The sequence below is a fragment of the Flavobacterium sp. CS20 genome (genome assembly GCF_018080005.1).
Classification (GTDB): Bacteria; Bacteroidota; Bacteroidia; order Flavobacteriales; family Flavobacteriaceae; genus Psychroflexus.
Genome location: NZ_CP073015.1, coordinates 1,434,427 through 1,446,299, shown reverse-complemented (window position 1 = coordinate 1,446,299; position 11,873 = coordinate 1,434,427). Strand labels below are relative to the sequence as shown.

The 11,873-nt window shown below is 34.1% G+C and carries 12 protein-coding genes; 8 read left to right on the top strand and 4 right to left on the bottom strand.

Going from position 1 to position 11,873, the window contains the following annotated elements:
• Positions 1 to 4: 4 nt before the first annotated feature.
• The 3 genes from IGB25_RS06785 (at position 5) to IGB25_RS06775 (ending at position 3,013) form a co-directional block, all read left to right on the top strand.
• Entirely contained in the window at positions 5 to 427 is a 423-nt protein-coding gene (locus IGB25_RS06785; RefSeq protein WP_247653661.1) for a hypothetical protein, read from the top strand.
• Positions 428 to 472: 45 nt separating this feature from the next.
• Complete coding sequence (locus IGB25_RS06780; RefSeq protein ID WP_211066723.1) at positions 473 to 1,693, top strand: RsmB/NOP family class I SAM-dependent RNA methyltransferase; 1,221 nt, start codon at positions 473 to 475, stop codon at positions 1,691 to 1,693.
• Between the two features lie 366 nt (positions 1,694 to 2,059).
• Complete coding sequence (locus tag IGB25_RS06775; RefSeq protein WP_211066722.1) at positions 2,060 to 3,013, top strand: Fic family protein; 954 nt, start codon at positions 2,060 to 2,062, stop codon at positions 3,011 to 3,013.
• Positions 3,014 to 3,362: 349 nt separating this feature from the next.
• On the opposite strand, the gene holA is transcribed toward IGB25_RS06775, so the two are convergent.
• A complete protein-coding gene (gene holA, locus IGB25_RS06770; protein WP_211066721.1) occupies positions 3,363 to 4,370 on the bottom strand; it encodes a DNA polymerase III subunit delta in 1,008 nt (335 codons plus the stop codon).
• Between the two features lie 43 nt (positions 4,371 to 4,413).
• Here holA and IGB25_RS06765 point away from each other — a divergent pair, with 43 nt between their 5' ends.
• Complete coding sequence (locus IGB25_RS06765; RefSeq protein WP_211066720.1) at positions 4,414 to 4,857, top strand: type I restriction enzyme HsdR N-terminal domain-containing protein; 444 nt, start codon at positions 4,414 to 4,416, stop codon at positions 4,855 to 4,857.
• A 3-nt stretch (positions 4,858 to 4,860) separates the two neighbouring features.
• A complete protein-coding gene (locus IGB25_RS06760) occupies positions 4,861 to 5,856 on the top strand; it encodes a glycosyltransferase family 2 protein (RefSeq protein WP_211066719.1) in 996 nt (331 codons plus the stop codon).
• Positions 5,857 to 5,911: 55 nt separating this feature from the next.
• Here the strand turns inward: IGB25_RS06760 and mltG are convergent, their stop codons facing one another.
• From mltG to dapF, 3 genes are read right to left on the bottom strand one after another with little or no spacing between them, the layout of a single operon-like run.
• Positions 5,912 to 6,949, bottom strand: coding sequence for an endolytic transglycosylase MltG (mltG, locus tag IGB25_RS06755; RefSeq protein ID WP_211066718.1), 1,038 nt, complete (start codon positions 6,947 to 6,949; stop codon positions 5,912 to 5,914).
• On the bottom strand, positions 6,939 to 7,469 hold the full coding sequence (locus IGB25_RS06750) for a GNAT family N-acetyltransferase (RefSeq protein ID WP_211066717.1): 531 nt from the start codon (positions 7,467 to 7,469) through the stop codon (positions 6,939 to 6,941). The genes mltG and IGB25_RS06750 overlap by 11 nt, the downstream gene beginning before the upstream one ends.
• Entirely contained in the window at positions 7,463 to 8,245 is a 783-nt protein-coding gene (dapF, locus tag IGB25_RS06745; RefSeq protein ID WP_211066716.1) for a diaminopimelate epimerase, read from the bottom strand. Before dapF ends, IGB25_RS06750 begins: the two co-directional genes overlap by 7 nt.
• A 122-nt stretch (positions 8,246 to 8,367) precedes the next feature.
• Here dapF and IGB25_RS06740 point away from each other — a divergent pair, with 122 nt between their 5' ends.
• The 3 genes from IGB25_RS06740 to IGB25_RS06730 all read left to right on the top strand — a co-directional run bounded on the left by IGB25_RS06740 (position 8,368) and on the right by IGB25_RS06730 (position 11,872).
• Positions 8,368 to 9,783, top strand: coding sequence for a trypsin-like peptidase domain-containing protein (locus tag IGB25_RS06740; protein ID WP_211066715.1), 1,416 nt, complete (start codon positions 8,368 to 8,370; stop codon positions 9,781 to 9,783).
• A 168-nt stretch (positions 9,784 to 9,951) separates the two neighbouring features.
• A complete protein-coding gene (locus IGB25_RS06735; RefSeq protein WP_211066714.1) occupies positions 9,952 to 10,908 on the top strand; it encodes a PhoH family protein in 957 nt (318 codons plus the stop codon).
• A 13-nt stretch (positions 10,909 to 10,921) separates the two neighbouring features.
• Positions 10,922 to 11,872 (top strand): phosphoribosylaminoimidazolesuccinocarboxamide synthase, encoded by a 951-nt coding sequence (locus IGB25_RS06730; RefSeq protein ID WP_211066713.1) that lies wholly within the window; start codon positions 10,922 to 10,924, stop codon positions 11,870 to 11,872.
• Position 11,873: the final 1 nt, after the last annotated feature.

Below are 11,873 nucleotides of genomic sequence, written 5' to 3'. Positions count from 1 at the left end.
TAGGATGAGAACTTTAATTTTACTTTTAAGCTTATTGCTATCTATCAATTTGTCCGCACAAACAGATGAAAATGATGATGTTAAATCATATAAAATTGCCTTAATTACTGAGCGTTTAGACTTAAGCTCAAAAGAAGCAAAACTCTTTTACTATATTTACAACAAGCACAACGAACGCTATGAAAATCTTAAGAAACAGATATGGCAACCCATCAAAAAAGATTTAAAAAATATAGATAATTTATCAAAAAAAGAAGCTGAAGCACTATTAGAAAATTATAGGAATTATAATCTAAAACGCTTCGAATATAGAGAAGATTATATCAAAGAATTGTTGACTGTAATTTCTGCTAAAAAAATAATGCGACTCAAAAAAGCAAATTATGACTTTAATCGTAAGTTGCTTAAACAATACCATTCTAAGTAATTTGCCAAATCTTTTTTGCCTATTTTTGTCGCTTAAAACAAATGAATGCGATTACACAGAAATTTAGTGTTTGCCGTTGTAGATTGTTTACAATTGATATTTAACAAAGGTGAATATGCCGATAAACAACTACACAAGACCTTAAAACTCGATAAACGCTGGGGTTCACGAGACCGCGGTTTTATAGCAGAAACCGTTTATGATATTGTAAGATGGCAAAGACTTTATGCCGAAATAGGTGATGCACATCAACCATATAAGCAAGAAGATTTATTCAGAATGTTTGCTGTTTGGGCAACGCTAAAAGGTATTAAATTACCACAATGGTCACAGTTTCATAATACGCCAACGCGACGCATCAAAGGTCGATTTGATGAACTGTCTAAAATTAGAAAATTTAAAGCTTCCATACCAGATTGGTTAGATGAATTAGGTTTAAAAGAACTGGGCAATCTTTGGGAAGAAGAAATTTATGCTCAAAATGAAACAGCTCCTGTTGTTTTAAGAGCTAATCGTTTGCTTACAAACCGAGATCAACTCATCAAAAGCCTATCAGACGAAAATATTTATGCTCAACCTGTCAAAGCTTTAAAAGATGCCGTTAAACTTACAGAAAGAGCTGATGTTTTTAAAACAGATACTTTCAAAAAAGGTTGGTTTGAAGTGCAAGATAGTTCGTCTCAAATGGTTACAGAACTTCTGGATCCAAATCCTGGTATGCGTGTCATCGATGCTTGTGCTGGAGCTGGTGGCAAAAGTCTTCACATTGCATCTCTTATGCAAAATAAAGGTCAAATCATCTCCTTAGACATTTATAAGAAAAAATTGGTTGAACTGAAAAGACGTGCCAGACGTGCTAAAGCATTTAATATTGAAACACGACATATAGAAAATAATAAGGTCATTAAAAAATTGCACAATTCTGCTGATGCTGTTCTAATCGATGCACCTTGTAGTGGTCTTGGGGTTTTGCGTAGAAATCCTGATGCAAAATGGAAATTGAAACCAGAATTTCTCGACAAGGTTCAAAAGACACAACAAGAATTACTCCAAGCTTATTCCAAGATGTTAAAATCTAATGGAATATTAGTTTACGCTACTTGTTCTATTTTGCCGTCTGAAAACACACAACAGATTCAAACGTTTTTGAATTCTGAATCAGGTCAGAATTTTAAACTTATTAAAGATCAATCAATTCTAACCCATAAAACAGGTCAAGATGGATTTTATATGGCAAAATTGTTAAATAACGTGAGTTCGACTTAAAAAAAATAGAGATATAATAAATTTTAGTAAAAAAACGAATTGACTTAGGGTTTCCTCAGAAAGTCAGAATTTAAAGTTATAGATTTCGGATTTGTTATAAATAGAATGGCTCCAATCCAACTTTTTAAAACCGTTGAAACGCTTAGGATTGTGCATTTTCTCCATAACCCACGGTTTAAATCTTGGGCTATGGTTTGCAAATATTCGATTGTGAATGGATTTATCCATTTTCTATGATTTCAATTTCTTCCCTGTAAGTTATTAGTATAGCAGAAGTTTAAGGGATTTTAAATCAAAAATCAATTTTTTAATATCGGATAGTGTTAAAAATTTTATTAACCGATAATAAAAATGTATATTTGTGGTATGTGGAAGATAGATTTATCATATAGAGACAAGCTACAAGCCACCTATGACAGGCTTTATGAGAAAAAAGCGCTTTTGCACAACGCAAGACCGCTTCCGCAGATTGCTTTGCAAAAAATTAAAGAAGCTTTAGCTATAGAATGGACTTACAATTCCAATCATATCGAAGGCAATACGCTTACCTTGCGTGAAACCCAAATGATTTTGCAAGAAGGCATTACCATCAAGGGCAAATCACTCAGGGAGCATTTTGAAGCCAAAAATCATGAGTCAGCACTTCAGTATCTATATAAGCTTGTCCGTAAAGATTATCAGCTCAAGGCTACTGACATCTTAGATATTCATCGCTATGTTTTAAGAAGTATAGAAGATGATTATGCTGGCAGACTTCGCAATGCTGGTGTGCGTATTTCTGGAGCCAATTTTGTGCCACCCAATGCACGTAAAGTGCCAGATTTGCTCGATGAGTTGATTAGCTTCGTTACAGAAAATCCGCTTCAGCTCAACGATATTGAGTTGGCAACCGTTTTTCATCACAAGTTTGTTTGGATTCACCCTTTTTTTGATGGCAATGGTCGCACGGTGCGTTTGGTTATGAATTTGCTCCTGCTCAAAGTTGGGTTCACACCAGCTATTATTTTGAGTAACGATCGTCAAAAATACTACGCCGCACTCAACGCTGCCAATCAGGGCAAGTATTACAAGCTTAGCTTACTGATGTTGCAGGCTTTAGAGCGTACCATGAATATCTATATCGGCTCACTTCCTGACAATGATTTGGGCTTCACCGAAATTTCTAATCTGGTTCAGGAAGAAAGCCTGCCTTATGGTCAAGAATACATCAGTCTTTTGGCACGACAGGGCAAAATTGATGCCTACAAAGAAGGCAGAAATTGGCTCACCACCAAAGAAGCTATTGAGGAATATCGTACCAACCGAAAGCGAAAAAGATGATATAGGTTTTTGAAGCCAAAAACCTGCTTTCTTTTCCATAGCCCGCGGTTTAAACCGTGGGTTATGGTTTGCGAATATTTGATTGTGAGTGGATTTATCCATTTTCTATGATTTCAATTTTGTCTTTTGTTAAATCATAAAGCTGGTAAACCAATTGGTTGATTTGGTTTTCTAAATCGTCATTATCACTTATACCTTTTGCCTTGCTTTAAATCTTTTTCTCTTGAAATTTTGGTCAATTTAAAGTTTTATAATTTATCTCTGGTCAAAAAGCTAACAGTCAACTCGCTGATCAAAAACGGTAAAAAAGAAAGAAATTAGACCTTTAAAAGCTAAGACAAAAAGAGGCTTAAGCTCTCATTATTTTGACGAGCAAAGTTCTTAACAAATCTTCTTCTTTAATTTGTGCAGAATTGATTCCTTTGCTTTGTGCATCGGTTTCTCTTATTAGTTCTATGGCTCGCGTTGTGTCTTTCATATTATAATTTTTAGATGCATAGATATAATCTTTCACAAAATATGGTGGAACTCCTAATGCTCTAGTTGCATTTGATTCACTTTTATTATTCAGAGCATGATAAGTCAATATTTTATTAAAGTAATTAAACATCAAACCTAAGCTTAGCAAGAGCGGATGATTTTTAGGATTTTGGGCAAAGTATTTTGCGATTTTTTGAGCCTTAAACTCATCTTTTATACCTATAGCATTTATCAATTCAAAGTTGTTGTAATCTTTGCTAATACCAACGTTATCTTCAATATGCTCGGGTTTTATTGTTGTTGATTTTGGAAGTATCTGTTTGAGTTTTTCTAATTCTTTATTGATATTTGAAATATTGTTACCGAGAAATTCTAACAACATTTTAGAAGCTTTGGGTTCAATGCTGTAATCTGATTTTTTCAGACTACTATTCATCCATTTGATGATGTGTTTTTCATAGATCTTACCTGTTTGGTAAAATTCATATTTTTTCTTAATGTCTTTGAATACTTTCTTTCTACCATCAACTTTTTTATGCTTAAAACACAAAACTAATATAGTTGAGAGTTGAGGATTGTTGACATAAGCTTCTAGTTTTTCAATATTTTTCAGTTGTTGAGCTTCTCTGACTATTATGACTTGGTGGTCAGCCATCATAGGATAACGCTTGGCGACATTGATTAATTCTTCAATATCCGTATCTTTGCCGTACAAAATGGTTTGATTAAAGGCTTTTTGTTCTTGAGGGAGTACATTTTGCTCGATATAATTAGATATTAAATCTACAAAATAGGTTTCATCAACACCTACAAGCACATAAATGGGTTTGTATTTTTTTTGTTGAAGACGTTTGAGTAAAGCTTCAGCGTTTTCCATAAAAGCCAGTTATAATAATTTGCAATTTAAACAATATATAAGAATGCAAAATCTTAATTTTCCGAAATACGATTTTAGGTTTCAAAAATACAACGATAAAATTAGGATTTTTTCAGTCTTGAGAAAAAAATTTATTGTACTTACGCCAGAAGAATGGGTGAGGCAACATTGTGTGAATTTTTTAATTGAAGAAAAAGGTTGTTCAACAGCTTTGATGAACGAAGAAAAGAAAGTTGTTATCAACAATATGTCAAAACGCTATGACATTGTTGTTTTTGAGCCAAACGGCAAAATCCAATTGGTAGTAGAGTGCAAATCACCTGAAGTTGAAATCAATCAAGAGACTTTTGACCAAATAGCACGATACAACTTGAGTTTAAATGCTCAGTATTTGATGCTAACTAATGGATTAAATCATTACTTTTGTCAACTTGATTATAAAAATGAATCTTATATTTTTTTACAAGAGTTACCAAAATTTGATTAAATCTTGAGTATTGCTGTTGTCATATTGAACTGGAATGGTCTTGGGCTTCTTAAAACGTTTTTGCCCAGTGTAGTTAAGCATTCTGCTGAAGCTCAAATTTACGTTATTGACAATGCTTCTGCAGATGATTCTGTATCTTTTCTAAAAGCCAATTATCCCAAAATAAAAATTATTTCAAACTCAACAAATGCAGGTTATGCGGGTGGATATAATCAAGGTTTAAAGCACGTCGATGCAGATATTTATATTCTATTAAACAATGATGTATCGGTATGCGAAAACTGGTTAAAACCAATCATAGTCGCTTTTGATACGCATAATGATGTTGCGGTAATTCAACCAAAAATACTTGACTATAACAAACCAGACTATTTTGAATATGCTGGTCTTGCAGGTGGTTTTCTTGATATTTGTGGCTATCCGTATTGTAGAGGTAGAATTTTTAATACACTTGAAAAAGACAAGGGTCAATACAACAAAGATACAGAAATATTATGGGCAAGCGGAGCCTGTTTAATTGTGAAACGTAAAGTGTTTTGGGACATTGGAGCCTTTGATGAAATGTATTTTGCCCATCAAGAAGAAATAGATTTGTGTTGGCGAATACACAACTCAGGTTATAAAATATGGTATTGTCATCAATCTTGTGTCTATCATCTTGGCGGTGGCACATTAAGTGCTTTTCATCCACAAAAAACATTTTTAAATTTCAGAAACTCCTTATTTAATATCACCAAAAATGTACCATCGCCGTGGTATGTTTTTATCATTTTTAAGCGTTTACTTTTAGATGGTTTAGCTTGTGTGAGATTTTTATTTTTAGGACAATTCAAACACATTTTTGCGGTTTTTAGAGCACATTTATCGTTTTATCAAAATAGTTTTAAAATCATCAAGAAGCGTGAAAAAGCATTAATTTTTTTTAAGTATCACTCAACTTGGTCTATTGTTTTTCAATATTTTATACTGAGAAAAAAATTTTTTGATGATATAAATTAGATCTACTTAAATTGAACTCAAGTAAACTAAAGTGCTTAACAATACATCAAAAAAATCATCTATATATCCGCTGTTGATTTATCCAACGACGATATTTTTGTGCATTTCTGTTATGCTCACTTAAAGTTTTCGCAAAAATATGATATCCTGGATTGGTTGTGCTGGCGACAAAATACAAATAATTGTGTTTTTCGTAATTCAATACTGCGTCAATCGAAGAAATATCAGGCATGATTAACGGTGCTGGTGGTAAACCAGCATACTTATATGTATTAAAAGGGGAATCGATTGTCAAGTCTTTGGTCAATACTCTTTTTATGATGGTATCTGGCTTTTGATATTTTTGTTTTAGGGCGTAAATTACTGTTGGGTCGGCTTGTAGTTTCAAACCTCGTTTAAGTCTGTTGATATAAACGCCTGCCACTTTTGGTCGTTCATCAACTTTTGCCGTTTCTTTTTGAACGATAGAAGCCAAAACGGAAACTTCTAATCGGCTAAGATTTATAGCTTTTCGTTTTTCTTCTCGAGTTGAGTTCCAAAATATTTCATATTGATGAAGTAAACGTTTTTGAATATCTTTGGGTTCAGCATTCCAATAAAACTCATAAGTATTTGGTATATAAAGTGATAGAGACTGTTGAGTCGTCATTTTTTTGGCTTTTAAAAAAGAGTCATCACTAAAGGCCTTATATATTTCTAAAGAATCGGCATCAAACTGTAATGCCAATATTCCACTCAGTTCGGCTAAGCTTTCCGCATTATTAAAAGTAATATTTATCGGTGTATTTTGGCTTCTTAACACATTAACAATATCATTGTTGTTCATATCTTTTTTTATAATAAAATGACCCGCTTGAGGTTGATATTGCTTTCGCTTCGCCACATTGACAAAACTTTTGGTGTCTTTAAGCAAAGGGGTTAACCTTTTGATAAGACTGTCATAATTGTCGTTTTTTGAGATATAAACCGAAGCCGATTGAGACTCAAAAGAAGTGTTGGGCAAAAAAACAGCTTGATAAATCATAAAGCTGAAATAGCCTAAAATCAAAACCGCTACAACCGCTATAAACAATAAGATTTTTTTAATGTACATCTTTTATTTTTTGATAAATGGCTTGAGAATGAAATTGACTATGATGAAAATTCCAGTCTTTTTGCTCGCCAGTTTTCACAAAACCGCAAGATTCAAAAAGTTTGATACTTTCTATATTATTCAATTCAATGTAGGCAAAAAATTGATGCAAGTCTAAGTGATCAAACCCATATTTTAAAACAGCTTTAATCGCTTCTTTGGCATAACCTTGACCCCGAAAAGATTCTTCTACCACAATCCCTAAGCCAGCACGTTTGTGTCGTGGCGAAAAATCATAAATATCGATAAAACCAACACGTTGGTTGTTATCGTTTTTGCAAATCACCAGTCGCAATTGTTTGACATCAAAAATATCGCGATGCCGATTGTCTAAATAATTTTTTAAAATATCATTAGAAAATGGCGTTTGGGTGTTGCTTAAATGCCAAAGCTTCTCATCGTTTTCAATATGTTCTAAAAATGACAAATCTTCAGCTTCTAAAGCTCTAAGATATATATGTTTAGCACCAAAACTCAACATTCAATCTCTCCTTTAAAGACCATTTCCACAGGCCCGATTAACCAAATATTTTTATAACCTGAAGTTGATTTTTCAAATTTGACTTTTAAATTCCCTCCAAGTGTTTCAATATCAACCGTATTAGTGGAAACCAAATTTTGATAAGCGTGAGCTATCGCAACTGCGGTAACGCCTGTGCCACATGACAAGGTTTCATCTTCAACACCTCTTTCGTATGTCCTGATATTGAGTTTGTTATCTGCTAAGTGTGCAAAATTGACATTGATACCTTCTGTTTTAAAGGCTTCAGAATATCTGATTTCAGCTCCTTTTTTAGGAACATCTATGTTTTTTGTGTTTTCTACAAATGACACATAATGTGGCGAACCTGTATCTAAAACAATATCGTTATCAAAATAGTTAATTTTATGAACATCTGTCATTTTTAACTCTACTTGGTTTTCAGTATCAATTATGGCTTGATGTAAACCATCAACAGCTTCAAAAGTACATTGTTCACTGATCAAGCCTAAGTATTTTGCAAATGCAACAATACATCGTCCACCATTGCCACACATACTGCTTTCGCGACCGTCGGCGTTATAGTAAAGCATTTTAAAATCAACTTTATTAGAATTTTCTAAGCAAATTAATCCATCTGCTCCAATCCCAAATTTACGATTGCATAATTTTTTAACAAGTTTGGTATCGTTTTTGAAAACCTGTTTGCGGTTATCAATAATGACAAAATCGTTACCTGTGCCTTGGTATTTATAAAATTGTAATTGTTGAGTCATAACTATAAATTGGATGTCAAATATACAATTTTTAACCAAGTGAAATCGGGTTAAAATGTCGTTAAACTTAACGGTGTTTAGTCTTTAAAAAATTTAATTTTGAATATAAAAAATATAGAATTATGAAGAAATTTATGAGTTATCTCGGTATCGCTATTTTAGGTGGAATGATAAGCTTAGGAACTTATCAATTTTTGATTGAACCTCATCAGATACAATCTGAAGAAAATGTAATTAACTTTGACCAGCCCAAAGTGCATCAGACGGTCGCTTACAATTATTCAAATTTAGTGCCTGAGAATTTTAATTTCACTGAAGCGACTAATAGCACTGTAAATAAAGTCGTCAACGTCAAAAATGTTTCAACTTATTCCAGTCCACAAAGTTTTTTTGAATATTATTTTGGTCAAGGTTCTGGTGAAACCAAAAAAGCAGTAAGAGGTATCGGTTCGGGTGTTATCATCACGCCAGATGGATATATCGTAACCAACTATCACGTGATAAAAGGAGCAAGTGAAGTTGAAATCACATTAAACAATAATAAAACCTATCAAGCTGAAGTGATTGGCAGTGCACCAGATAGTGATATCGCTCTGCTCAAAATTGATGCTCAAGATTTAGATTATATTTCTTTTGGAGACTCAGATCATATCAATCTTGGCGAATGGGTTTTGGCGGTTGGCAATCCATTTAATTTAACTTCCACAGTTACGGCAGGTATTATCAGTGCAAAAGGTCGTAGCCTTGATGAATCTAACAATATGATACAATCCTTTATTCAAACCGATCTTGCGGTTAATCCAGGCAATAGCGGTGGAGCTTTGGTCAATGCTAAAGGCGAATTAATTGGAATCAACACGGCTATTACTTCTAGAACTGGAAGTTATGTTGGCTATTCATTTGCCATTCCTTCCAACAATGTCAAAAAAATAGTTGAAGATTTAATAGAATACGGCAATGTTCAAAAAGCCATTCTCGGAGTGAGAGGAACTGACATTACGCCTGAAAACTACAAGCAGTTTGATGATATACAACAAACACAAGGGTTTTATGTAGCTAAAGTTGACAACGGAAGCGGTGCTCAAAAAGCAGGTCTTCAAGAAAAAGATGTCATCATAAAACTTGACGATATCAAAATCAGAAAGTTTTCAGACTTAAGTGGGTACATCAGCTCAAAAAACCCTGGAGATCGCGTTTTAGTAACTTACATTAGAAATGGTCAAATCAAAACCACAACGGTAACTCTTGAAAAATACGAATACTACAGAATTAAAGAAATTGGCGTAGAAGTTATCAATGCTACTGATGACGAGCTCAAAGCTTTTGGCGTCAAAAATGGCGTTAAAATCAACAGGCTACTCAATGACAGTATGATTGCTGATAATTTGATAGGGATTTTGATTACCAAAGTTGATGACCAACCCGTGAAAGATATCAATGCCTTACGTGATATTTTAGATAATCGCGACCCATACAAGCCTTTGTCTTTAACGTTTACAGCACCAAATGGCGAGAGTAAAACCTATGTGTTTAGGTAGTTAAACAATAAATAAACAGTAACTCAAAAACTTCCATGATATATTTTTATGGAAGTTTTTTTATGTCTTAAAAATCCATTTTGATAAATAGTTTACAAAGAATTAAACCATTTATATTTTTATTTGTTTAAATTTGGATAGTTAAAAAATCTTAAATCTTTTTTTTCTTTGAACGAACTTATTATTGAATTATCTGACATCAGCCCTAAAGAGTTTTTCGGACATCACAACGCCAACATCGAACTCATCAAATCTTACTTTCCTAAGCTTAAAATTGTCGCTCGTGGTAACAAAATAAAAGTTTATGGCAACGAAGAACGCTTAGAAGAATTTGACAAGCGTTTTGCTATGATTTTAGAACACTTCACAAAATACAATAAGATTGATGAAAACAGCATAGAACGCATTTTAACCAGCAGCGAATCTTCTGCGGATTATACCACGCCACAAAGTGCTTCTGAAGTTTTGGTTCACGGCGTTGGTGGTCGCAATATCAAAGCACAAACTTCCAATCAACGCAAACTTGTTGAACTGATGAACAAAAACGATATGGTGTTTGCCATCGGTCCTGCAGGAACAGGAAAAACCTACACTGGCGTTGCTTTGGCGGTAAGAGCCTTAAAACAAAAACAAGTCAGACGCATTATCTTAACCCGACCTGCGGTTGAAGCAGGCGAAAACCTCGGTTTCTTGCCAGGCGACCTCAAAGAAAAACTCGATCCGTATATGCAACCGCTTTACGATGCTTTACGCGATATGATTCCACCAGAAAAACTCGATAACTATATCGAAAAAGGCATCATCCAAATTGCCCCAATGGCATTTATGCGCGGTAGAACTCTCGATCACGCTTTTGTGATTCTCGATGAAGCTCAAAACACCACACACGCCCAGATGAAAATGTTTCTGACCAGAATGGGCAAAAACGCCAAATTTATGATCACTGGCGATACAAGTCAAGTAGATTTACCAAGACGCATCATTTCAGGACTTAAAGAAGCCTTGCTCATTCTAAAAGATGTCAAAGGTGTCGGCATCATTTATTTAGACGACAAAGATGTCATTCGTCACAAGCTCGTCAAAAAAGTGATAGCTGCATACAAATCAATAGAAAATCAAAATTAACTATACATAATTTATGTTAAAAAGCTTAACTCATACCAATTTTACATTTCCTAACCAAACCGATTATTATCAAGGTAAGGTTAGAAATGTTTATACTATAAACGATGATATTCTCATCATTATCGCCACTGATAGATTAAGTGCTTTTGATGTGGTTTTGCCCCAAGGCATTCCGTACAAAGGTCAAATTTTAAATCAATTAGCCACTTATATGTTGGACAAAACCCAACACGAAGTGCCCAATTGGCTCATCTCATCGCCACATCCAAACGTCAGTATTGGTCATAAATGCGAACCGTTTAAAGTTGAAATGGTGGTCAGGCAATATCTTACGGGTCACGCTTATCGAGAATACAAAGCAGGAAAACGAGAGCTTTGCGGGGTGAAATTGCCTGACGGTCTTAAAGAACACGACAAATTTGAACAACCTATCATCACGCCAACCACCAAAGCTGAGCAAGGCGACCACGATCAAGATATTTCAAAAGAAGAAATTCTAAAACAAAATATTGTCAACCAAGAAGACTATAAAACATTAGAAGAATACAGCCTCAAGTTGTTTGAAATGGGAACAACACTTGCCAAATCTCGTGGCTTGCTTCTTGTTGACACAAAATACGAATTTGGTAAAACTGCGGATGGCAAAATTGTAGTGATCGACGAAATTCACACGCCAGATTCGTCGCGTTATTTTTATGCTGACACCTATCAAGAGCTTCAAGACAAGGGCGAAAAACAAAAACAACTCTCCAAAGAGTTTGTCCGTGAATGGCTAATGAAACAAGGCTTTCAAGGCAAAACAGGACAGCAAATACCCGATTTGCCTGATGATTTTATAACGCACGTTACCGATAGATATATTGAACTTTATGAAAAAATCACAAATCAAAAATTCGAACCTTTAGCTTACAATTCTATTGAAAGCGATATTAAAAACACAATTGATCAATTTTTAAAACAGTAAT